20 protein-coding genes are annotated in these 23446 nt (G+C 61.0%); 3 read left to right on the top strand and 17 right to left on the bottom strand.

The window, feature by feature from the left end:
* Window positions 1–68: 68 nt before the first annotated feature.
* The 4 genes from ACKVY0_RS09315 to ACKVY0_RS09300 all read right to left on the bottom strand — a co-directional run bounded on the left by ACKVY0_RS09315 (window position 69) and on the right by ACKVY0_RS09300 (window position 5024).
* The gene (locus ACKVY0_RS09315; RefSeq protein ID WP_409214537.1) at window positions 69–602 is read right to left on the bottom strand and encodes a hypothetical protein; all 534 of its coding nucleotides are present in this window, start codon (window positions 600–602) and stop codon (window positions 69–71) included.
* 137 nt (window positions 603–739) lie between these two features.
* Window positions 740–1387 carry a response regulator gene (locus tag ACKVY0_RS09310; protein WP_409214536.1) on the bottom strand — a complete coding sequence of 216 codons (648 nt, stop codon included), beginning with the start codon at window positions 1385–1387 and terminating at the stop codon, window positions 740–742.
* Window positions 1384–2472, bottom strand: coding sequence for a PAS domain S-box protein (locus ACKVY0_RS09305; protein WP_409214535.1), 1089 nt, complete (start codon window positions 2470–2472; stop codon window positions 1384–1386). Before ACKVY0_RS09305 ends, ACKVY0_RS09310 begins: the two co-directional genes overlap by 4 nt.
* The gene (locus tag ACKVY0_RS09300; protein ID WP_409214534.1) at window positions 2472–5024 is read right to left on the bottom strand and encodes a heavy metal translocating P-type ATPase metal-binding domain-containing protein; all 2553 of its coding nucleotides are present in this window, start codon (window positions 5022–5024) and stop codon (window positions 2472–2474) included. The genes ACKVY0_RS09305 and ACKVY0_RS09300 overlap by 1 nt, the downstream gene beginning before the upstream one ends.
* A 99-nt stretch (window positions 5025–5123) precedes the next feature.
* Here ACKVY0_RS09300 and ACKVY0_RS09295 point away from each other — a divergent pair, with 99 nt between their 5' ends.
* Window positions 5124–5693: a Uma2 family endonuclease gene (locus ACKVY0_RS09295; RefSeq protein WP_409214533.1), complete on the top strand. Its 570-nt coding sequence runs from the start codon at window positions 5124–5126 to the stop codon at window positions 5691–5693.
* Here the strand turns inward: ACKVY0_RS09295 and ACKVY0_RS09290 are convergent, their stop codons facing one another.
* The 7 genes from ACKVY0_RS09290 to ACKVY0_RS09260 all read right to left on the bottom strand — a co-directional run bounded on the left by ACKVY0_RS09290 (window position 5694) and on the right by ACKVY0_RS09260 (window position 12779).
* Window positions 5694–6383: a sulfite exporter TauE/SafE family protein gene (locus ACKVY0_RS09290; RefSeq protein ID WP_409214532.1), complete on the bottom strand. Its 690-nt coding sequence runs from the start codon at window positions 6381–6383 to the stop codon at window positions 5694–5696. It lies immediately after the preceding gene.
* Window positions 6384–6521: 138 nt separating this feature from the next.
* On the bottom strand, window positions 6522–7955 hold the full coding sequence (gene ccoG / locus ACKVY0_RS09285; RefSeq protein WP_409214531.1) for a cytochrome c oxidase accessory protein CcoG: 1434 nt from the start codon (window positions 7953–7955) through the stop codon (window positions 6522–6524).
* Window positions 7952–8578, bottom strand: a complete 627-nt coding sequence (locus ACKVY0_RS09280; RefSeq protein WP_409214530.1) for a cbb3-type cytochrome c oxidase N-terminal domain-containing protein — start codon at window positions 8576–8578, stop codon at window positions 7952–7954. The genes ccoG and ACKVY0_RS09280 overlap by 4 nt, the downstream gene beginning before the upstream one ends.
* Window positions 8579–8584: 6 nt before the next feature.
* Window positions 8585–8740 (bottom strand): hypothetical protein, encoded by a 156-nt coding sequence (locus ACKVY0_RS09275; protein ID WP_409214529.1) that lies wholly within the window; start codon window positions 8738–8740, stop codon window positions 8585–8587.
* Between the two features lie 21 nt (window positions 8741–8761).
* Entirely contained in the window at window positions 8762–11140 is a 2379-nt protein-coding gene (gene ccoN / locus ACKVY0_RS09270) for a cytochrome-c oxidase, cbb3-type subunit I (RefSeq protein WP_409214528.1), read from the bottom strand.
* Entirely contained in the window at window positions 11118–11315 is a 198-nt protein-coding gene (locus tag ACKVY0_RS09265) for a hypothetical protein (RefSeq protein ID WP_409214527.1), read from the bottom strand. The genes ccoN and ACKVY0_RS09265 overlap by 23 nt, the downstream gene beginning before the upstream one ends.
* 102 nt (window positions 11316–11417) lie before the next feature.
* The gene (locus ACKVY0_RS09260; RefSeq protein WP_409214526.1) at window positions 11418–12779 is read right to left on the bottom strand and encodes a DUF1501 domain-containing protein; all 1362 of its coding nucleotides are present in this window, start codon (window positions 12777–12779) and stop codon (window positions 11418–11420) included.
* Between the two features lie 92 nt (window positions 12780–12871).
* On the opposite strand from ACKVY0_RS09260, the gene ACKVY0_RS09255 reads away from it, so the two are divergent.
* Window positions 12872–13843: a galactose oxidase gene (locus ACKVY0_RS09255; RefSeq protein ID WP_409214525.1), complete on the top strand. Its 972-nt coding sequence runs from the start codon at window positions 12872–12874 to the stop codon at window positions 13841–13843.
* A gap of 1 nt (window position 13844) precedes the next feature.
* Here ACKVY0_RS09255 and mfd read toward each other — a convergent pair whose 3' ends face one another.
* From mfd to ACKVY0_RS09240, 3 genes are all read right to left on the bottom strand, one after another.
* A complete protein-coding gene (mfd, locus tag ACKVY0_RS09250) occupies window positions 13845–17048 on the bottom strand; it encodes a transcription-repair coupling factor (protein ID WP_409214524.1) in 3204 nt (1067 codons plus the stop codon).
* Window positions 17049–17184: 136 nt separating this feature from the next.
* Window positions 17185–17562, bottom strand: a complete 378-nt coding sequence (locus tag ACKVY0_RS09245) for a hypothetical protein (RefSeq protein ID WP_409214523.1) — start codon at window positions 17560–17562, stop codon at window positions 17185–17187.
* A 33-nt stretch (window positions 17563–17595) separates the two neighbouring features.
* Window positions 17596–18348 carry a sulfite exporter TauE/SafE family protein gene (locus ACKVY0_RS09240; protein ID WP_409214522.1) on the bottom strand — a complete coding sequence of 251 codons (753 nt, stop codon included), beginning with the start codon at window positions 18346–18348 and terminating at the stop codon, window positions 17596–17598.
* 202 nt (window positions 18349–18550) lie between these two features.
* Here ACKVY0_RS09240 and ACKVY0_RS09235 point away from each other — a divergent pair, with 202 nt between their 5' ends.
* Window positions 18551–19138 carry a hypothetical protein gene (locus ACKVY0_RS09235; protein WP_409214521.1) on the top strand — a complete coding sequence of 196 codons (588 nt, stop codon included), beginning with the start codon at window positions 18551–18553 and terminating at the stop codon, window positions 19136–19138.
* A gap of 179 nt (window positions 19139–19317) precedes the next feature.
* Here the strand turns inward: ACKVY0_RS09235 and ACKVY0_RS09230 are convergent, their stop codons facing one another.
* From ACKVY0_RS09230 to ACKVY0_RS09220, 3 genes are all read right to left on the bottom strand, one after another.
* Window positions 19318–21249 carry an FG-GAP repeat domain-containing protein gene (locus ACKVY0_RS09230; protein WP_409214520.1) on the bottom strand — a complete coding sequence of 644 codons (1932 nt, stop codon included), beginning with the start codon at window positions 21247–21249 and terminating at the stop codon, window positions 19318–19320.
* Between the two features lie 12 nt (window positions 21250–21261).
* The gene (locus ACKVY0_RS09225) at window positions 21262–22866 is read right to left on the bottom strand and encodes a fucose isomerase (RefSeq protein WP_409214519.1); all 1605 of its coding nucleotides are present in this window, start codon (window positions 22864–22866) and stop codon (window positions 21262–21264) included.
* A 115-nt stretch (window positions 22867–22981) separates the two neighbouring features.
* Window positions 22982–23419, bottom strand: coding sequence for a DUF5069 domain-containing protein (locus tag ACKVY0_RS09220; protein ID WP_409214518.1), 438 nt, complete (start codon window positions 23417–23419; stop codon window positions 22982–22984).
* Window positions 23420–23446 lie beyond the last annotated feature (27 nt).

Below are 23446 nucleotides of genomic sequence, written 5' to 3'. Positions count from 1 at the left end.
GCGAGTGATGCGCTCATCACTTTGCGTGCCCTATACCTGACGCCCTCACTTTGGAAACACTTCTGGACTCAGAACAACAAACCCACCCGCGACTGCCTATAAAGAACATCATTCCGGCGATGCACCCCCTCGGGCTCGGCGGTGGTGTGCGCAAAAAGTGTGCGGTGAGCGGCCTCGCCGAGCTGGGCGGCAAAGGAACGGGCGACGATGAGCGCCGCGTCATAACGCGCGGCATCAAGCATGGGATGGCGGTCGAAACGGGCTTTGGCGGCGCGGATGTCGGCGGCAGTGCGGTTTTGATCGAGCATGGTACGAGCGACCGTGTGGAAAGCCTCATCGCCAGGTGGAATGAGACGGACGGGGCTGGTCTCAATGATGGCGATGACGTTTTTACCGATCTTCACTGGGATATGAGCCAAGGTAAGGCCATCGTGGCGCAGGGTGCGCAGATCGGTCTGATCGTGCTCGTTTTCCTGGGCGAGGCGAAGGTTTAGGGTGAGGCCGGTGAGAGCGTTGAAAGCCTCCTGGTGGCTGTGGAAGACCGGGGTCTCCGCAAGGTTTTGGATGAAGCGGGTCTTGCTGCTGCTGTTAGTAGTATTCATGGCGTGCGAGTGGGACGCCGGGATGCTAGACGCACCATCGGAAGCGGCTATTGACGGTGCCTACGGCTTCAGACCTCCGGTGCGACCGCAAATCTGGCTACTGGAATCCATTACGTGGCAAGGCAGCGCCGCTACGCTCAGCCACTCTGGTTTTCCACCCACTGCACGGCATAACGGACGAGGGCCGCGCCATCGGTGACGCCGAGCTTTTCTTTGATGTGGGCGCGATGGGCCTCGACGGTGCGGGCGCTGATGCCGAGGCGCTCGGCGATGAGCTTGGTGGCCGAACCAGCACCGATGAGGGAGAGGACTTCCAGCTCGCGATCAGTGAGATTTTCAATGCCCGTGACACCGGGGCGGCCACGCGCACCGCTGAGCTGCTCGATCATGCGGGAGGACATGCCATCGCTGAGGTAAATGCCGCCGGAGAGGATTTTGCGCACGGCGGTGACGAGGTGGTCGGCGGCGGCCTCCTTCATGATGTAACCACGGGCACCAGCGCGGAGTGCGCGTTCAGCATACAACGACTCGTCGTGCATGGAGAGGATGAGGCACCGCAGGCCCGGATGCAGCGCCTGGATGTCTTTGAGAAGCTCGATGCCGTGCTTGTCGGGCAGGGTGAGGTCGAGGATGACGAGGTCGGGCCGCAGGCGCTCGATGGCGGTGAGGCCGTCGCGCGCGCTACCGGCCTCGCCGCAGACTTCGAGGCCGTCCTCCATGCGCAGGAGCTGCGCGAGGCCGTGGCGCATGATGGGGTGGTCGTCGATGAGCAGGATGCGGTTCACAAGGCGGGGCAGGCGTTGGTGGGGGCAACAGGAATGGTGCAGCGGACGATGGTGCCGCCAAACTCATCAGGAGCGGCGGTGAGATTGCCACCGATCATGCGGGCACGATGATTCATGGTCAGCAGACCCATGCCGGTGCTCCGGCCGGAGAGGTTGTCGGGGATGCCGTCACCATTGTCGCGAATGATAAGCGTGAGATGGGACTGGTCCTGGCCGAGACTGATTTCGATGCGGTCGGCATGGCTGTGTTTGATGGCGTTGGCGACGGCCTCCTGGGCGATGCGAAAGAGCTGGGTCGCCATCTTGTTGTCAGGCACCTGCACCGGACGCTCACAGCGGAACGGGCAGCTCACACGGAAGATGCGCTCCGTCCCCTGGGCCAGCTCACCGAGGGCGGCCATGAGGCCGGCGGCATCCAGTACGACAGGCATGAGGCCACGCGACATTTCACGGGCGCGCACGTTTGCTTGCGTGACGAGGCGTACGATCTCCTCCAGGCTGGCGGCCTCAGGACGTGCGGCGCGGGTGAGCTGCTGATGGGCCACTTTGGCCAGACAGCCGATAGCGGCGAGCTGCTGGCAGAGATCATCATGGATGTCCTGGCCGATGCGGTGCTGCTCCTCCTCGCTGATGTGGAGGATTTTTTCTTCCAACTGCTTGCGGTCGCTGAGGTCGCGGATGATGCCGGTGAAGACGCGACGACCTTCGGGCAGGCGCGCCTCGCCGACCGAGAGGTCGAGAGGAAAAATGCTGCCGTCTTTGCGCTGCCCGACGACCTCGCGACCGATGCCGATGATTTTTTTCACGCCGGTGCTGCGGTAGGCTTGCACATAACCGTCATGCTGGTCGCGATATGGCTGCGGCATGAGCAGGCGGATGTTCTGGCCGATGAGTTCGTCGCGTGAATAACCAAAAATGCGCTCGGTGGCGGAGTTCACCGTCTCGATGAGGCAGTTCTCGCTCATGGTGATGATCGCATTGACAGCAGTCTCGAGGATGGTCTGACTGCGCTGCTCGGAGGCCGCAAGAGCGGCACGCGTAGCCTGAAGGCTGTGCTGGAGTTCTGGATCGTGCGCCGAGGACATCAGAGTGAGGAGGTTTGGATCATGCTTGGCAACGCAGGCATGGGTGTCAACACATCGCGTGGCTGCGGCCCGGTTCGTTTGCTGCCACGGCAGTGGAAAATCAACGCCACGAGTGACAGCGTGGCAACGGATGAGAGCGGCATGAGAATCGCCGCCAGCAGCGGACTGAGATGACCCATGAGGCCGATGATGACGGTGACGATGTTGTAGGTGACGGAGAAGGCGAACACCGCATGCACAGCACGGCGATGTGTGGCGGCGATGTCGAGCAGGCTGCTCATGAAGCGCATGCTGTGGCCGAGGAAGTAGAAGTCGGCCTTGTGCTCCAGGAAGCTGCGGCCAGTGACCGGACTGCCTGCACATGATGCCGAATCAAAGGCGAGGCTGTCATTGGCACCATCGCCGATGTAGAGCGTGGCTTGCGGCTCATGATTGGTGATCCACGCGGCTTTTTGCTCGGGCGTCATGCTGTGCTGCCATTGGTCGCGTGCGAGATGGAGCTGCGTGGCGATGGCAGCGACTTTCGGCTCGCGGTCGCCACTGAGGATGCTGACGCGCAGGCCGCGTGCGTGCAGCGCATCGACTTGGGCGAGTGATTCGGCGCGCAAGGAATCGCGGAAGCGGAAGGAAGCGAGAAGTTGCGGCTGGGACGGCCCCTCACCCCGCCCTCTCCCCGGAAGGATGTCATGATAATGGCGGTGCGTTGTGCCGGGGAGAGGGAGAGAGCTTTCGCGCGGCTCAAACGCCCGGTCCCTCTCCCCCGCATTGGATTCACTGTTACAGGTAAAAAGTTCATCGAGGGAGAGGTTAGGTGAGGGGCCAATCTGCCGTGTGAAGATGGCATCAGCAGACTGATCCTGCGGACGTGAGAGCGACCACACGGAGCCATCGTCTTGTTTGAAATGCAGGCCGTGACCGGGTTCTTCGATGACTTCGGCATTGAGCGGGCTTTCTGCTGTACCGCCGAGCGCATCAAACAGACTACGGCTTACGGGATGGAGATTGCCGCTGGTGAGATGGCGTAGAGCCTGACGTGCGGTGGCATCAAGAGCTTCGAGGGCGTCAGGATTGATGAGCACGGGGTTTTCGAGCGTGAGCGTGCCGGTTTTATCAAATACAACCTGGCGCAGACGTGTGAGTTTTTTCCAGAGGCCAAGCGTGCGTACAAAGACGCCGTGACGCTCGGCACGGCTGGCGGCGATGTCATCGGCAAGCGGTGCGGCGACGCCGAGAGCGCAGGGGCAGGAGACGACGAACACGGAGATCATGACCTGCATGGCGCGCGTCCAGTCGCCGGTGTGCTGCCACCACCAGAAGGCACCGATGACACCGGCGAGCACGACGACGATGAGATAGCCGCGCAGGAGTTTTTCGAGCCGCAGATCGCGATTTTCGCCGCCACGTCGTGCTTCGAGCAACTGGCAGAGCGTGGAGTCGCGCCAAGATTCGAGCGCGGTGGCATTGAGTATGCGCGTGCCGGCATTCAAGGCACCGGAAGGCACCAACTGGCCGCTGGTGCGCGTGCAGGAGTCGCTTTCGCCATTGATCCATTCGAGGCTGATGCTGGCGTGCGCATCGTCGAGCTTCGCGGCAACGGGAACGGCCTGTCCGGGCTTCACGACAAAGGATTCGCCTGCTTTGAGCGAGTTGAGCATCTCCGCATCGGGAATGGAAGGATCGCGCAAGAGACGGCGGCGATTGCGCGCGACGGCCATCTGCTGCACAAGGCGGCCACCGAGCATCAGGAAGATGAACATGGCCACGAAGTCGAAGTATTTGAGTCCCTGCGCACCGCTGACCCAGCCGATGAGCGAACCAACATACGCGGCGAGAATGCCGAGCGTGATCGGCGTGTCGATGTGCAGCACGCCGGCACGCAAGGCATGCCACGCACGCTGCGCGAAGTAACTGCCGCCGACAAACAACGCGAGCGTCGCGGATGCGGCGGCGACGAGATCAAACCAGCGCGCAAAGGGGAAATCAGCCGGCATGCCGAAGTAGGCGGGCAGTGAGAACGCCATCGCATTCATCGCAAAAGCACCGCAGACGCCGGTGCGGCGCTCCAGGTTGTTGTCGGTGGCTTGTCCGGCCTCCGCACGTGCGACGCCGAGCAGATAGCCAAAGCGTTGCAGTTCGCGGGCGAACTCGACGGGTTGGAAGGTGCCCGGCTGCCACGCCATGCGCAATTCACCACGCGTGATGTCCACATTGATCTGCGTGCCGCCGAGTTTGGCAAACACGCGCTCAATGAGCCAGATGCACGCCATGCACGAAAGGCCCTGCGCCGACACCGTCATCTCAGCGGCGACGGATTCATTCGCTCGTGTGGCCTCGGCCGCGGTGGTGCAGGCCTCCAGCCAGCCGTAATCCTGCTGGCGCATGGCCTGTGGCGAGACGGGCGGGAGGTTTTGATTCGATTTGAGATCGTAGAAGTGCTCGAAGCCCTCCTGCTTCAGCATGTCATGCACAAAGCGGCAGCCCACGCAGCAAAAGCCGTCGCTTCGGGAGGGTGGAACTGGTGTTCCGCAGTGCTGGCAGATGGTGGATGGCATGCCGGAGAGTCTGGCAGGGTGTGACGTGCTGCGCTCGTCCTGCCTTGGCGTAGAGGAGGCGGGAATTGCCAAAAGCGCTTCACTGGCTATCAAAGGGGCATGATTTCCCCAGCCGACTACCTCGAAACGGAGCTGCTGTCTCCCATCAAGCGTGAGTACATCGCTGGCAGGGTGTATGCGATGGGGGAGTTTCAAAACCGGCACAATATCATCGCTGGAAATACTCTTGTTACCTTGCATGCAAGGCTTCGCGGCAAGAAGTGCCGCCCCTTCAATAGTGATACCAAGTTGCGAATCCGTTTCCCCAACCATGTCAGGTTTTACTACCCGGATGTGCAGGTGGTGTGCCAGCCAAACTCGGTGGACGAGTCATTCCAAGACCAGCCGAATGTCATTGTGGAAGTGCTGTCAGAATCCACTCGCCGCACGGATGAGGGCGAAAAGCTTGATGCCTATCTCACCATTCCATCGCTGGAGACTTATCTGCTGGTGGACAGCACGAACAAGGAGGTCGTGGTGCAACAGCGCGGCGACACAGGGTTTACGCGTTCTGTTTATATCGGTGATGATGGCGTGATCCCGCTGGCCTGCCTGGGCTTTGATTTGCCCCTCGCGGAGATTTATGAAGGTGTGCAGTTGCCTGCGCTGGAAGTGGTCGAGGCAGAGTGATCACATCGCTGCATGGCAGCAGCTCGGCACGGCGTCGCTGTTGAAGTCGAGGGTGTCTCGCAGACGCCAGGCGAGAATGATTGCGGTGACGAGTGCGAGTCCGCGCTGGAGTTTGCGCATGGTGGCAGGCTGGAGACGTCCGCCGAGCCAGTGGAGTTGTGTTTGAGCGAGAAACAGCAGCGGCAATGTGCCAAGACCGAAGGACAGGGCGAATTCAGCGCCGCGCGAGGCACTGCCGTTGGCCATGGCGAGGGCGAACATCAGGTACAGCGGGCCGCAGGGCAGCAGTGGCGTGGCGAGGCCGAGGATGGCGGCGCGCAGACTGCTGTTGAGTTTGAACGCGGCGGTTTGAATGCGGCGCAGGCCGCTGGAGAGAAATTTGGGCTTTGGCAGCCAGGCATCAAGACCCATGCCGACAATGGCGAAGGCGAGCACGAGCAGCCATGGCAGCACGATGCCGGCACCATGCTGGAAAAAGCTCAGCGGCATGATGCCGATGGTCCCGGCGATGGCCCCGACGAAGCCATAGGCAGTGAGCCGTCCGGTGTGATACAGCGCGGTGTTGCGCATGAAACTGCCATCGCGTGACACCGCCCACGAACACGACAGCGGCCCGCACATGCCCACGCAGTGGATGCTGGTGACAATGCCTGCCATGAAGGCGGCGGCGCTGGTGTCGATGGGCGTCATGGCCTGAGATGCTTCAGCGGGATGCTTTCCGGCTGATTGTTCATGGCGATGTAGAACAGCGCAGTCCATGCGCTGAACAGCATGACAAAGGCAAAAACAACCCACAGCCATGGCCGACTGTTGAAAAAGCCACGCGATTCACTTTTGGAGGTATTGCTTGGGGTCGAGGTAGTCATTGGATTTGAGGCGTGGATCGGGTCCGGTGAACTCGAAGGGTTTGGTGGTGTAGGTTTTGCCGTCTTGCGTGTCGGTGACGCGGATGCTGAGTTTGAAAGGTTCTTTGAAGCCCGCTTCGGGCAGGGTGATCATGAGCGGCTTCAAGTCCTCCGCCTGCGCGGCAATGGTGACCGGCGCATCGGCACCCGCGCAGACAAGTCCGGCAGGCAGATCGCCCAGCATGGCGAGTGTGAAGGTGCGCGGCTCGTTGCGCTTGTTGATGAGGCGGATGAGGAACTGATTGCGCAGCACGCCGTTGCTCACATAAAACGGCGATCCCTGCATGCGCAGCACATTGGCACGCAGTGGCTCGATACGACTGGCGGCGAAGCCGAACACGGCCACTCCGAGGAACAGCAGCCCGGTGTAAAAGATGATGCGCGGGCGGATGAGGCGCGTTTTGCCGCCGTTGAACGCGGTGAATGAGTCGTAGCGCACGAGGCCGGGCTTGCGGCCGAGTTTGAGCATGATGCTGTCGCAGGCATCCACGCACGCGGCGCAGCCGATGCACTCAAGCTGGAGACCGTTGCGGATGTCGATGCCGGTGGGGCAGACTTGGACGCAGCGCGTGCAGTTCACGCAATCGCCCGCGCCTGTCGTGCCGGCCTTGCCGCGTGGCTCGCCGCGTTTCTTGTCGTAGCCGATGTTGATGGTGTGATCATCGCCCAGCGCGGACTGCATGCGTCCATACGGACACATGATGACGCAGAACTGCTCCCGGAACCAACTGAAGGCCCCGTACAAGCCGATGGTGAGGAAGATGACAACGCCAAACGCGATGGCGTGCGCTTGCGGCGAGTGCTGCATCATCTCATACAGCCCTTTGAGTGAGACGAAGTAGCTGAGGAAGATGTGCGCGATGACGAGCGAGCTGAAGATGTAGAGCACATGCTTGATCACACGCCGGGTGATTTTGCCCGCCGTCCACGGTGCGGCGTCGAGTTTGCGGCGCGCGGAGGCATCGCCGTCGATCAGGCGCTCGATTCGGCGGTAGATGTGTTCCAAAAACACCGTGTAGGGGCAGGTCCAGCCGCACCAGACACGGCCGAAGAGTGCGGTGATATAAAACAGCGAGAAACCGAGGCCCGTGACGAGAAAGAAGCCCACCCACAAGTCCTGCACGGCCAGCGTGAGGCCCATGAAGTGAAAACGGCGGTTCAGCACATCGAGAAACACCGCCGGGAAGCCGTTCACCGGAATCCACGGCAGCGCGACATAGATGAGGAGCAGCAGCAGTGCGGCGAAACGGCGGGCACGCGTGAATTTCCCCGACACATCTGCCGGATGCAGCGTCTTCTTGCTGCCATCCTCATTGATGGAGCCAAGGGAGACGAGATTCAGCGTGTTGGGTGTCATTTCGGTGCAGGCACCGCAGCATCACCCACAGGCGGAGCATCGGGGGCGCGTTTGATCGGCTCGCCTTCTTTGTGATGGCTGAGGACGAAGGCGACGACTTCGCTGACCCGTTGCATGCCGAGCATGGTTTCCCACGCGACCATGCCTTTGGTAACATCGGGAGAGCCTTTGCGGACGATCTTGAAGATCTCGACGGGATTGCCGCCGTACTTCCATTCCAGATCGTTGAGCGGCTGACCGGGGAGTTTTACGCCGGCCAGCGTGGCGGAGAGATCGGGGCCGTGGCAGGTGACGCACATGCCGGGGGTCATGAAGGTGGCTTTGCCGGCTGCGACGGCTTTGGGATCACGCGAGAGTTCCCAGAGTTGTTTGTCGGTGATGGTTTCCATCTGCTTGTCGCGTGCGACCTGCATCTCGGCCATGGCCTGGTCGATGACGGCGGTGTCGCTGCTGCCAAAGCCGAGCTGGTAATAGCACACCCAGTGCAGGACAAACCAGACGATGGCGATGTAGAGGGTGAAGAGCCACCAGTTGGGCAGCTTCTGGTCGTACTCCTGAATGCCGTCATAGACGTGATCGCGAAGTTTGGGCTCGTTGGAGGAAGTGGGCTTGTTCGGGTCCATGGCGGATTAGTCGTCGAGTGGCAGGCGGGACATGTGCTCGGCCTTGTCCTTGCGCAGCAGCATGCCGCGGATGGTCATGATGCCGAAGACGAGCACGGTGGTGGCGAAGGAGAGCAGCGGCACAATGACATGCCAGTTTTCGTAAATGATGCGCTTGTACATGAGTTGGAAGCAGTGGCGGTGTTAGTGCGTGGCGGCGGCGCTGCGGGCCTGGTCCGGGATGACGGGACTGAGCGGGAAAGGAATGCCTTGGCCATTTTTGCTGAGGATTTCCTCGACGGGGTCGAACTGGCCGAGTTTTTGCAAGTAGGCGATGATGGCCACCATCTCACTGTCGGGCCGGACCACGATGTTCGATTTCTTGAGTTCTTCGGCGATCTTCACGCCCGCTTCGAGAGCCTTCATCTTGATCTCGGTGGCATCCATGGGCGGATAGGGCACGCCGAGCTGGCGCATGACGGCGATCTTTCGTGGCAGTGTCTTTTGATCGAACGGCTTGTCCTTCAGGTGGGCATACGTCGGCATGTTTGACTGCGGGGACATGGAGCGCGGGTCCATCATGTGCTCGTAGTGCCATGAATCGGGGCGCGCACCGCCTTCACGGGCAAGATCGGGACCGGTGCGCTTCGAACCCCACTGGAACGGATGGTCGTAGATGCTTTCGCCGAGGCGCGAGTAGTCGCCATAGCGCATGACATCGGGCACGAGGGTGCGGATCATCTGCGAGTGGCAGTTGTAGCAACCTTCGCTGACGTAGATGTCGCGACCGGCGAGTTCGAGCGGCTCGTAGAGCTTCTGGATGCGGTCTTCGACGTTCTTGGCGCTGTTGACGGTGACAGTGGGAATAATCTGGATCAAGCCGCCGATGACCACAGCGACAAAGGTGAGCACCGTGAACGGCAGGTAGTTGTGCAGCAGCTTCTCATACCAGAAGGCCCAGGACTTGCTGGTCTGCTGGAAGCGGCGCACGGCCATGTAACCGAAGATGATGGCGCAGATCAGCGAGGCGATGTCGGCGCCCGGAGGCAGGAAGATCCAGCCAAAGATGAGCAGGAGACCGCCGACGGTATAGGTGAGCGGGTCGTTGATGAAGGTTTCCTTCATGCCCATGGTGTCCGCCGTGCCGCGTTGCAGGACGGCGATCTCGCGCACTTCATTGTAAGGCGTACCGGAACGGATGGTCTTCCAGAGATTGATGCACATCACGATCCAGCCGAGCAGGAACATACCACCACCGATGACACGCAGGCCCATGAGCGGACGGATGGCCTGAAGCGTGTCGAGGAAGGTGTTTTTCAGCGCGAGGCCGTCGGCGCTGACTTGGTTCAGCATGAGGCCCTGCATGATACCGCTGATCCACATCGCGACGACGTACAGCAGGATGCCAAAGGTGCCGATCCAGAAGTGGAAGTTCGCCATGGGGACGGAATACAGGCGGGTGTTCCAAAGCCTCGGCGCCAGCCAGTAAAAGAGACCGGCGGCCATGAAGCCGTTCCAGCCCAGCGCACCGCTGTGGACGTGGCCGATGGTCCAGTCGGAGTAATGCGAGAGTGAATTCACCGCGCGGATGGAGAGCAGCGGGCCTTCAAACGTCGCCATGCCGTAGAAGGTCACGGCAGCGATAAAGAATTTTATGACTGGATCGGTGCGCAGCTTGTCCCAGGCACCACGCAAGGTGAGCAGGCCGTTGAGCATGCCACCCCAACTTGGTGCCCAGAGCATGAGGCTGAAGAACATGCCGAGCATCTGCAGCCACTTCGGCAGCGCCGTGTTCAGCAAGTGATGCGGTCCGGCCCAGATGTAGAGGAAGACCAGCGACCAGAAGTGGACGATCGACAGACGATACGAGTACACCGGTCGTTCCGCCGCCTTCGGCAGAAAGTAATACATGATGCCGAGGATTGGCGTGGTGAGGAAGAAGGCGACGGCGTTGTGCCCGTACCACCACTGCACCAGCCCGTCCTGCACACCGCCAAAGATGCCGTAACTGTGCGTCCAGCTCGTGGGAATCGAGAGATGGTTGACGATGTAGAGCATCGCCACGGTGATAATCGTCGCGATGTAGAACCACAGCGCGACGTAGAGGCTCGGTTCATTGCGTTTGTGCAGCGTGAGGAAGAAATTCACTGCGAACACGACCCAGATCACCGCTACGGCGATGTTGATGGGCCAGATCAGCTCGGCGTATTCTTTACCGCGTGAGAGGCCGAGCGGCAGCGTGATTGCGGCGGCCACGATGATGAGCTGCCAGCCCCAAAAGTGAATGTTGGAGAGCGTGTCATTGCCCATGCGGCACTTGCAGAGGCGCTGCGTGGAGTAGTAGATGCCCGCGAACATCATGTTGCCCACGAAGGCGAAGATCGCGGCGTTCGTGTGCAGCGGGCGCAGGCGGCCAAACGTGAGCCATTCGGCCAGATTGAGCTGATGGTAGTTCAACTGGCTGGCGATAAACACGCCGGCGAGCATCGCGACGACGCCGAAGATGATCGAAGCCAGCATGAACTGGCGGACGACCTTGTCGTTGAACTCAATGGGTACTTTAGTGGCGGAGGTGCTGGTCATGGGAACTGGAGGGAGTGGCAATGGCCGCTGGCACGCGCCCGGTGTCGTCGAGTGGCAGGAGGGCGTCCTGCTCGATGCTGCCGCGCCGCTGTTGCGTGCGCTCCGCCAGATAGAGCGCCGCGAATAACACGGCGAACATGAGACTGACGAAGATGGTGACGGCGAAAACTTCCATTGCGCCGCCATTGAAGCGCGCATTCACCACCGCTGCTCAGCAGTGCTTGCCGAAGACTGGGCTGTTTTTGCGAGATGGGCCCGCCTTATTGCCAGAACGCCGTCAAATCAGCTCTGGCATCGGCTGCCAGGAATCGACGAGATACTGCGGACGACCAGTCAGATCGTTGAGCGTGGTCTTCACGGTGTCGATGCCCATGTGTTTGTACAGCGTGGCGAAGACCTCGCCGAAATGCACGGGGCGTTCGGTCGGTTCGCCGCCGAGCTTGTCGGTGGCACCGATGACTTGACCAGTTCTCAAACCGCCACCGGCGAGCAGCGCACCGCCGACACGCGGCCAGTGATCGCGACCACCGTCTTTGTTGACGATCGGTGTGCGGCCAAATTCGCCCCAGGCGACGACGGCGACATCTTTGTCGAGGCCGCGCTCGTGCAGATCTTCGACGAGGGCGCTCATGCCTTGATCGAACAAGGGCAGATGGCGCAGGAGCTGCGGGTAATTGTTGTCATGGAAATCCCAGCGGCCGAAATTCAGCGTCACCACACGCGCACCGGCCTCGACGAGACGACGGGCGAGGAGAAAGTGCTCAAGGTTGAGCGGAGCGCCGTCGCCGTAGTTCTTCGGATCGCCTTTGCCGTAACGCTCACGCGTTTTGACGGTCTCCTTGCTCAAATCGAGTGCGGTGAGCAGCTTGCTGCTGGTGAGGACATTCAGCGCCTGCTGATTGAAGGCGTCCATGCTGCCGACGAGACCGCTGGCGTCGAGTTCGCGGCGGAATTGATCGAAACCCGTGAGCAGCGAGCGACGGTCTTCGAGACGATCGAGCGTGATGCCATTGAGTTGGAGATCCTCCATGCCAGCGCCATTCGGACGAAAAGCGGCGTGGGTGTTGCCGCAGTAGCCGGGATGCCCCGGCGAGCCATACGGCGGATGACCGGCCTTCGGCGCAAGACCGACGAACGCTGGAACCGCAGGGTCAGCTTGGCCTTTGAGTCGAGACACGACCGAACCGAACGAAGGCGGATCAGAAAGACGGCCCACAGGTGCGCCGCCACCGTTCGGGGGCGGTGGTTTGCCGGTGTAGCAGATGAAGCTGTCATGCGCGCCGTTCGGACTGCCATACATGCTGCGGATCGGCACCAGCTTGTCCATGATCTTCGCGAGACGCGGCGCGTGCTCGGAGATGTGGATGCCGGGGACGGCGGTCTTGATGGGCTTATAGGGACCGCGAATCTCCAGCGGCGCGTCCATCTTCAAATCATACATGTCCTGATGCGGTGGCGCACCGCACATGTAAATCATGATCACCGACTTGAAACTGCGGCCCGTGCGCGCCTCTGCTTCGGCCTTCAACAGCTCCGGCAACGACAATCCGCCCATGGCGAGGCCGCCGATGCGCATGAAATCACGGCGCGACACGCCGTCGCAGAGTTTGCCATGAGTTTTGCCGGAGAGGGTGAGCATTGGGGTGCCAAACTACGCAGCGACGTTGCGGATGCTTTCAGATGGGAGTTATGTGGAGGATGAGACTGATGGGACTGATGCTGATGACGACCATGCTCCACGCCGCCGACCTTGAATGGAGACGACTGCCAGACGTGCCGGAAGCCCGAGGCTTCGCCGGTTCCTTTGCCGGCGTGAGCGGCGGATCGCTCATTGTCGCTGGCGGCACGCATTTCATCGACAAGATGCCGTGGGAAGGCGGTACGAAGCTTTGGTATGACACCGTCTTCGCGCTCGACACAACAGAAGGCCAGTGGCGGACCATCGGCAAGCTCCCGAAACCGAATGGCTATGGCGTGAGCATCACCACGCCGGAAGGACTCGTCATCATCGGCGGCGGCAATGCCATGGAACACTATCGCGACGTGTTCTGGCTCGACACGAAGGTGGTGCTGGCACCGCTGCCGAAGCCGTGCGCCTTCATGAGCGGCTGCGTGCTGGATGACGTGATCTATATCGCCGGCGGCATCGAAACGCCGACAGCGACGGGTGCGATGAACACCTTCTGGTCGCTGCAATTGAAAAAACTCGGTGCGCAATGGCAGGAACTGCCGCCCTGTCCCGGCAAACCGCGCATCCTCGCCTGCATGGCGGCTGCGGATGGCGCGGTGCATCTGTTCAGCGGTGCAGCACTTCAAACCGGACCCGATGGTAAGCCTGTGCGCGAATGGTTGAATGACGCGTGGCATTTTAAACCGGTCTCTGGTTGGGAAAAGCTACCCGACGTGCCTCGTGTGGCCGTAGCGGCTCCGAGTCCGGCTCCCGTGATCGATTCGAAGATTCTCATCCTCGGCGGCGACGATGGCGCGTTGGTGAACTTTGAGCCAAAAAGCAAACACCCCGGTTTTCCGCGCAGCATTTTGGTCTTCGACACGAAATCACAAACATGGAGCATGGCAGGAGAGGTGTCGTTTTCACTCGTCACGACGAATGCTGTGCTCTGGAACGATCAGATCATCGTGCCCGGCGGTGAAACGCGACCTGGGGTGAGATCGCCGCAGGTTTGGACCGCGCCGATGAAGTGACTCAGAGCGTGCGCAGCATCGTCAACGTCTCAGCGAGCTGCTTGTGGCCTTCTTTGGCGGTGAGACGCGGAAATTTGCCATTGAGCATCACCAGCTTGCCGTTGCGGGTCAGCATGAGCTTGCGCTCTTTGATTTCGACATCGCTGATGCCCGCATGCGCAGCGGCGAGGCGGATGGCGGCACAGGTGAGCATGTTCTGCACGGAATGAGGCAGTTTTTCGCCAAACTGATCGCGCCACTGCGCTTCGAGGTCTTCCAGCTCCTTGCGCGTCATGATCTCGCCAAGCTGGCGATACGCGGTGATGCGCAATTTCGGATCTTCGATGAACGGAGCAGGCAAAAAGGCCGGTGTGGCCGTTTTGTCGGCCTGCAGCATTATGGATTCGCTCATGACAAGGAAATCGGCCCGCAGACCGACCTCGACGGGACGCGCCACACGGCGGCCTTGCATGCGGGCGACGCTTTGTTTGAGCATCTGGCAGTACAGATCGAAACCCACCGCCGCGATGTGCCCGCTCTGCTCGGTGCCGAGCAGATTGCCTGCGCCGCGAATCTCCAGGTCACGCAGGGCAATCTTGAAGCCGCTGCCGAGGCCGGCGTATTGCTTGATGGCGTTTACCCGCTTGCGCGCATCGCCAGCAGTGACGGCATCGCGTGGCAGGAGCAAATACGCATGCGCCTGCACGCCACCACGGCCCACACGGCCGCGAAGTTGATACAAATCCGCCAGACCGAAGCGATCCGCGCGATCGATGATGATGGTGTTCGCGTTTGGAATATCGACGCCGCTCTCGATGATCGTGGTGCAGACGAGCACATCGGCATCGCCATCGACAAACGTGTGCATCACGTCTTCCAGCAGTTCCTCATCCATCTGCCCGTGACCGACAATCACCCGCGCACGCGGACACAGATCACGGATGAGTTGCGCAATCTTCTCGATGGTCATCACGCGGTTGTGCAGGAAAAACACCTGACCGCCACGTTCAATCTCGGCTTCCACGGCCTCCTTGATCGTGCGTTCGTCATACGGGCAGATCATCGTCTGCACCGCCTGCTTGTTCGGCGGCGGCGTCTCGATGGTGCTCATGTCACGCATGCCCATGAGCGCGAGATAAAGCGTGCGCGGGATCGGCGTGGCGCTGAGCGTGAGCACATCGACGAGGCGGAACAGGTCTTTGAAGCGCTCTTTGTGCTTCACGCCGAAACGCTGCTCTTCATCAATCACCGCGAGGCCGAGATTCTTGAAGCGCACGTCTTTGGAAATGACGCGATGCGTGCCGATGACGACATCAACCGTGCCTTCGGCGATACCGCGCACGATCTCACGCTCACGATGCGCGGGTGTGAGGCGGCAGAGCATTTCCACGGTCACGGGGAACTCGCTCATGCGCTGGCGGATGTTTTCGGTGTGCTGACGTGCCAGCACGGTCGTGGGTACGAGAATCGCCACCTGTCTGCCACCCATCACGGTTTTGAAAGCCGCGCGAATCGCCACCTCCGTCTTGCCGAAGCCGACATCGGCGCACAGCAGGCGGTCCATCGGCTTCTCGGCCTCCATGTCGCGTTTGATCTCCTCCGTGCAGCGGAGTTGATCTGGTGTCTCGCGATACAAAAACGATTCCTCGAACTCGACCTGCCATTTCGTGTCCGGCGGATGTGAATACGCCTTCAGCATCTGCCGTTCCGCCGCCACGCTGAGCATGCGCGTGGCGAATTCCTCCACGCTTTTCTCCGCGCTCTTGCGAGTCTTCTGCCAGCGCGCCTCGCTGAGCTTGCTCAAAGCCGGTGCTTTGCCGCCGACACCGACATAGCGTGTGACCATGTGTGCATGCGCGACAGGAACAAACAGCTTCGCGCTCTCCGCGTAATGCAGCACGAGCACTTCCTCCCGCTTGCCTGAATCACGCACCTCAATGCCGCCGTAGCGTGCCACGCCGTGCTCGGAATGCACCACGGTGTCGCCCTCGCGTAGATCGCGCATCACATCACGCGCTTTGCGCAGCACCTCGGCTTCATCGAGCTTCGAGCCGCGCACCCGACGAATCTGCTGATGCCGTCCAAAGATCTCCGCACCGGTCAAAACGGCCAGTTTGGCCGCTGGAACGGTGAAGCCGCGATACAGCAGGCCCAACTTCGTCTCCAACGACGACGGCAGCCCGCTTTGCAGCTCGCCGAAGCGCTCACGTTCCGCCTCGTTGTGGAAAAAGATGACCGTGCGCCAGCCAGCCTCATGCCATTCGCGAATCTGTCGTGCAAAGTGCTCTCTTCGCGCCTCATGCAGCACAAAATCGGACGCATCGAAGACGCCGAGCGGATTTTCGTGAATCGCCGCCGAGAAATCCTCCATGCCTTCGACCGGCGCGGCCCCGCTCATGATGCGCGCATGCGCCGCCGCGTCGCAATCAATGGCAACGATGAAGTCATCCTGCCGCAGATGCTCGCGCACGAGCGCCGCATCCTCCGCGTTCTCGTTCATGCGCAGGATCACTCCCACATGCTCCAGGCGCTTGATGGACGACTGATTGTGCAGATCGAAGGCGCGGATGGATTCGATCTCGTCATCGAAAAATTCCAGTCGCAGCGGTTCCTCCGCCTGCCAGGTGAAAAAATCCACGATGCCGCCCCGCCGGGCGAATTGACCGCGCTCTGTGACCACGGGCACACGCTCGAAGCCCGCTTCGCCCAGATCACGCAGGAGCGCTTCCACATCCAGTTTCGCGCCGACGGCCAGCGTCTTGCGCTGACTCGTGATCTCCGCCAGCGCCGGCGCAGGTTCATCCAAACTGTCCGCGCACAGCACCATGACCGGCGCTTCGCCCGCCATCATGCGACCGAGCACTCCGGCACGTTCCGCCAGCAGTTCAGGATCAATCAGCGCATCATTCACCACCTGCCCGAGACGCGGAAAATACAGCGCCGGACATTGCCACACGCCGAGTTCGGCATGCACATGGTCCTGCGTCTTCACATCCGCGCAGAGAATCCACACACGCCGTCCTGGCAGCGCTTTCTCCGCATGCCGCGCCAATAGCGCCGCTGCAAAACCGAAGGCCTGCGACGTCACATGATCGAGCACAATGCCCTCGCCACTCAAGCGCCGCTGAAACTCCGCCGCAGCCAGCGTCATGTCCACGAGTCCAAGCGCATCCCCCCGCGCACGTCCTGAAGGGAGTGGTGGTTTACGAGTCGCGGTCTTCTTCACGCCGCGAGGTTTGGGGGCGCGTTTGACGGGTTCCAAAACAAAGCGCCGGGTGGTGACACCCGGCGCTGCAATGAGCGTGTGCTGATTGAATGCGCAAGAGCGAACGCGGCCTGCTGTGGCTGAGCGTCGCTGCCACTCACCGCACCGGCTGCGGTGGGTAAGGATACCAGCGGCCCTGATACCACTGGCCCTGCGGCTGCTGGGGCGGATACGGGTAGGACTGCTGCTGTTGCGGATACTGCGGAGCGTACTGTTGCTGGGGATAAGCCTGCGGCGGCGGATATTGCGCCGGGTAAGGTTGCTGCGGGTAGCCCTGGGGCGGGTAATACGGCTGCTGGGGCGGTGGCGCAGGCTGGCGGTGGCTGCCCATGGCATTCACGCCCGCTTTGGCGACGCCACCCGTGGCCTTGATGGTGGCTCCCGCCACCGTGCCCGCCGCACCGATCGGCACCGTGATCAGCGAACAACTGGCAAGGCTGCAACAGAGCACGATGGAAGCGAGGAAGTGACGCATGTGCAGCGGACTTAGCCTCAATCAGCCACTTTGTCACCCAAACTGCCGCCAGAACATCACAATGGAGATGACCAGCCCAATCGCCGTGATCACCTGCCGCACCCGCTGCGGCGCGATGCGCTGCGAATAATGCGCACCGAGATAGTAGCCGATCAGCGCCCCCGCCGTCAGCGCCAGCGCCTGCGGCCAGTTCACCATGCCTGCGGTGATGAACCATGTGGCCGCGACGACGTTGATGAGCGAGCCGAGCAAGTTTTTGAGCGCGTTCATCTCATGGATGTGCGTCATGCCCATGAAGCCGAACGACGCCAGCATCAGAATGCCGATCCCTGCGCCAAAAAATGCGCCATAGATCGCCACCGGCAGTTGCAGCGCGACGGAAAACCACAGCGCCTTCGATTTCGCTTCCGTCGCCGACTTGCGCAGGAATCCCTGGAGGAAAAACAGCAGCGTGGCGAACAGCACGAGGAAGGGAATGAGCCGCGAGAACTGGTCGTCGCTCGTTTTGGTGAGCAGCCAGCTCCCGATGCCCGCGCCCACGAGGCACACGGGCACAAACCACCAGAGCATCTCCTTCACCGATTTCAGATGGCTGCGAAAGCTCACAATGCTGCCCGCCGTGCCGATCACGAGCCCCACCGTGCTCGTGGCATTCGCCAGCACTGGCGGCGTGCCGCACATCAGTAGCACTGGAAACGTCACCAGCGTCCCGCCACCCGCGATGGCATTGATCGCGCCAGCGGTGCAGCCGGCGGCGATCAGGGAGAGGAGTTCGAGGGTGGTCATGTAGAAGAAGGCGTGAGCCTTCCTCCATGCCGTGCGTGGCGGCGACGTCAAAGGTTTCGGCGTGCTGACGCCCGCCGCTACATGCGCCAGCGCCCTGCCGTAGAGGATGGCGTCAGCCTTCCTTCGAGTGTCCTGACACCTGCCTCTACGAGCGTTGATTTTGCGCTCGACAGTTGCCGCCGATGTCGCACATCATCGGTGCATGGAGCCATCGGACGAACCTCCACTCGAAAAAACGCACGACTGGCTTCGCCGCCTGCCCGCTGGCTTCTACCGAGGCTTCAGCGCTGTTCATTGGCAGATGACGATTCAAGATCGGGCGCAAAGCTGGCTCAAGCCGGGCTTCCACGCCCGCTTTCGCGAGATGCTGCTGCACACGGTGGCCCGGCATGAACTGATCTGCCCGATTTACTGCCTGATGCCGGACCATATGCACCTGCTCTGGATGGGAGTCGCGCATGATTCTGATCAGAAGCAAGCCGCCAAGTTCTTCCGTGAGCACTTGAATCCGCTGCTCGCCCGCAGTCTGCCTGGCACACGCTTTCAAAAGCAGGCGTATGACCATGTACTCCGTCAAAGCGAACGCGGACCGGATGCGGTGCGTGAAATGGTGTGGTACATCCAGCAGAACCCCGTGCGGGCGGAGTTGGTAACGGCTGCGAGTGAATGGCCATTTCTTGGCTCGATGCTGCCCGGCTATCCAACGCTGCATCCACTTCACGAGAAGTTCTGGGAGAGGTTCTGGAAGATTCGCGCGGCGATGATCGAGCGGACGCGTGGCGATGCGTAGAAGAAGGCGTCAGCCTTCCTTCTGGGCGCGCATCGAATGCCAAGGCATGCTGACGCCTGCCTCTACATGGAGCGTCTCACCATCGCTGAGGATGGTGTCAGCCTTCCGACGAACGTCTCTTCGCACACGCAAACCCAGAAGGCATGCTGACGCCTGCCTCTACGCGCTGACGCTCCAACTCACTTCGCCTGCGGATTCTTCAGGAAATAGAGGCGCCCATCCTCCGCACCGATGAGCAGATCGGGCAGGCCGTTGGCATCCCAATCGACGGGCGTTGGACTCGTGTCATGGCCTTCGATGTTGCGGTCGCTGACGTTGCCGCTGTCGGTGAAGAGGATGAGGCCGTCTTTCTCGCCGGACTGGCGGAGGAACTGGGCGTTTTGGCTGTTGAGGAGGATGTCGAGCTTGCCGTCGCCATCCCAGTCCATGAGGCAGAGTTTGCGGCGGCCGCTTTTGCCGGCGGCGCCGGCGTTGAGTTGGAGAAGTTTACCGTTTTTGTCGGCGAAGATGCGCTGCGGCGGCTGGAGGCCGGTTTTGCTGCGCTGGAAGAAGCTCAAGTAGCCTTCGTGGTCGAGCATGACGAGGTCAGTGAGGCCGTCCTTGTTCCAATCAATCGCCACAGGAGTGGTGCGCCATTGGGTGAGCAGGCCTTTGCCCTCGGGACGCAGCCAGCCCCAAGCGAGCTTGGGTTGCTCGCCGTTCCATTCGACTTCCACGGGCTTCTCGGCGGCGAGCGCGGGCTGGGTCTTGCTGCCGGTGTTTTCAAACCACACGACTTTGCCGAGGATGCTGTTCGCCACGATGTCGAGGTCGCCGTCGTGATCCCAATCGGCCACGGTTTGCGTGGTGTAGCCCCACTTGGCCTCGGCGGGGCCTTGGATGCTGCCGTTTTTGCCCGCCATGATGCGCAGCGTCTTGCCACCGGCTTTGAGTTTGGCCGGAGCGGCGAACTTCGGCTCGGCAGCGCCGGGGCCGCTGAGGTTTTCGATGAAGGCGATGTAACCGGCGGTGTTCCCGGCGATGACGTCGGTGTCTTTGTCACCATCCCAATCGCAGCCGAAGAGCGTGACGAGCGCGCCGAAATTGATCTCATCGGCCTCCTGCTTAAAGTAGCGCGGCTTTTCAAATACCGGAGTTTTGTCGATGCTGAGCTTGCCGGTGTTCTCAATGAAAGCGACGCGACCATCCTCATCACCGCAGATGAGATCGAAGTCGCCGTCCTTGTCCCAATCGAAGGCCACGGGGTCGATCATTTCGAGGTCCATGTGCAAAAACTTACCGGCGGGATCGAAGACGCGGCGGCCCTTCACATACTTCGGTTCGGTGCGGGTGCCGATGTTTTCAAAGTAGGTGAACTTGTCGAGAAACTCGCCGCACAGCAGGTCGAGATCTCCGTCCTTGTCGAAGTCCTCAAAGTTCGGCGACGGGCATCCAAAAGTGTCCACGGGCTGCACGCGGAACTCTTTGTCATACTTCGGCTCCGCGTCGGTGCCGGTGTTGCGGAAAATGAAGACGAAGCCGTGCAGCGGACCGTTTTGCCACTCGCCCTTGTCGTTCCAGGCGTCGTCCCAGCCGTAGTAGCTCCAGTCCTCGATGCCAACGCAGAGGTCGGTTTTGCCGTCGTCATCGTAATCCACGTAGCGCCACTGATTGTGACGGACTTTGGGCCCCTTCGGCTGTGTGCCCTTGGGTTTGTACCATTTGGCGGCGACGGGCAGCTTTATCTTCTCGTCGAGACCGGTCTTGAGGAAGTTCGGATGCTCGGTGCCAGGCGTTAGCACGCGGAGTTGGCCGTTCACATAACTGGGCATGACGTAGTGTGCGGTCTTGCTGATGAACTTGCCCGGTTTGAACACGGGCATCTTGTTCTTCGTGGTGTCGCCAGTGGTGTTCTCAAAAAGATAGACGCCGTTGTGCGGCTTGTCGGGGCAGGAGACGATCAAATCGAAGTCGCCATCACCATCCGCATCACAAGGCACCGGCCAGGCCCACAAACCGACCTCGAGATCAACGACAAGGCCGGGATGGTGGTACTTGATCGGATGCAGCCCCTCGGCGGCGATGAGATGGCCGCACAAAGACGCAACAATGAGGAGATGGAGAGGCTTCATGGGGAAAAGCGATCAGCGCGACAGCGTGCCGCACACATTCACCTGCATGCCGAGTCCACGCGCCATCGCCGCTTTGGCGAACATGCATTCATCCGCCGCCTTGGCGTCCAGGGCATAGGCGACCTGGATGTGATTGGCCTGATGCTTCGCCATGAGCTGGTCACGGCTCACGCCATAGGTCACAGCGCTCATGATCGGCCACTGTGGCGTGGTGAGCTGCCAGCGGCGCTCGGTTTCCTCCCGCGGCAGATCGACGACACAACCGCGGCCGATGTCCATGTGCAGCGCTTCATCCTGCACATAGATGCGCGACCACACGATCTCACCCGGCTTCGAGATGCCGCGCAGCGTGGAGCCGCCGCTCGGGAAATACATCGGCGGCTGGCGGAAGCCCTCGGCGCTTTTCCAACCCTCGACAAAATGCGCTGGTGGTGCCGCACCGCTGATGAGAAACACCCAGACGTAGTCCTTGCCAAATTTTTCGCCCCAGCGCACGTCATGCAGCGTCGTTTCAACCGGCTGCTGCAAGGCACGATGCACGCGCTGCGTGAGCATGCCGTCCAGACCCGCGCATTCATCGACCTCATTGAAGTGCAGCATCGGCAGGCCTTCAAACAGCGTGCGCTTGCGGTCGCGCGACTTCACCGGCGGGCGATCCGCGTTGTTGAGCATACCTTCGGCCAGATCGCTGGCAGGCAGCAAATCCTTGAGACCCTGCTGATACTGGATGCCGATGGCGTCGCAGCCAAAGTCATCCGCGATGCGCAGCGCAGCGGCGTACATCTTGCACTGGAGGCGCACCTGATCGCGCGTGAGCTGCATTTCGTGATTGTCACCAAGCTGGAAGGTCATGCCGTGCTTCACCAGCCAGGTGTGAATCGCCAGCGCATCCGAATCCCCCACCTGCATCGTCTCATGATATAGCGCCGACTGGCTGAGCCGCTCTTTGAACACGCCGCAGGCATGCAGCGCATGGTCAGGGATGATCGCGTTGAACATGCCCATGCAGCCTTCATCAAAGATGCCCATGATCGCCTTGTCAGTGATGAGCCGTGCCGCCAGTTCCTTGCCCAGCGCCGCAGCTTTCGTTGGCACCTTCATCTTCTCCAGCTTGGTCACATGACTGAGGTCGTGCGTGATGCTGCCCGACTTCAGCCACTGCTTCAGCTTGGTCTTGAAAAACGTGTCCGTGAAGTCCTCGCTCCACAGCGTCGAGTATTTCACACCTGCCTTGGTGAGCGAGCCGTTGAGGTTCAGCATGCCCACGAGGCCCGGCCACTGGCCGCTCCAGTTTGCCAGCGTCAAAATCGGGCCGCGATGTGTCGTCAATCCGGCCAGCACGTGATGCGAATACTGCCACACCGCCTCCGCCACGATCAGCGGCGCCTCGGGATCAATGCCGCGAAACACCTCGATGCCCATCCTCTGCGAGTCGATGAAGCCATGCTTCTTCGACGTGTCCAAAAGATGCGCCCGCTTGATCTCCCAGCCTTCCTCACGCAATGCCGCGCCGAGCGCCGTCTCCATGGCCGCCTGAGCCGGCCAGCACGTTTGGTTGGCGGACAGGCGCAGATCACCACTGGCAACGAGCTGAACGATTTTTTGTTTGGAAGGCATAAACCGCACCATAGCGGGGAGATTCATCGACCGCCAGCACGAGTCACAAACTTACGCCTGATGCGCAGCCTTGGCGGGCAGATGACGATCTCTGATCTTTATGCCGCAGTCTCCATTACGGCAGCCGACCCTCATCCACGTCGATGTAATGCGCGATGGTCTGGATGTCATCGCGATCACCCAGGCCGCCGTCGGCCTTCCGCTTCGCCAGGATGGCCGTGATGTGGTCATTCCAGCCGAGTTTCGTCGTGTAGTAGTTCCACACCAGCTTGTCCGTGTCATTCAGCGGACGCGACTGCTCCTGGCACCATTGCAGGATTTCCTCGTCGGTGCCGCCCTGGAGCACGCGGGCCTTCAATGCATCGTAGCCCACATGCAAAAACTCCACACAGGCACCGTCGGAGCCTTTGCCAAGATTTGCATGCAAGTCCTCCCACAGCTTCCCCTGCGCATGCAGCCGGATTTTGCCCAGCATGCGCGGGAAGTATTTCAAACCGGCGGTTTCAACGAGAGGACTGCACGGCAGCGAGGCGGGATCAGGTTTGGCGGACATGCCGCATGTCATCCACCGGGCCGCCGT

This window comes from Prosthecobacter sp. (genome assembly GCF_046154365.1).
Lineage (GTDB): Bacteria > Verrucomicrobiota > Verrucomicrobiia > Verrucomicrobiales > Verrucomicrobiaceae > Prosthecobacter.
This window is presented reverse-complemented; position numbering and strand designations above follow the sequence as displayed.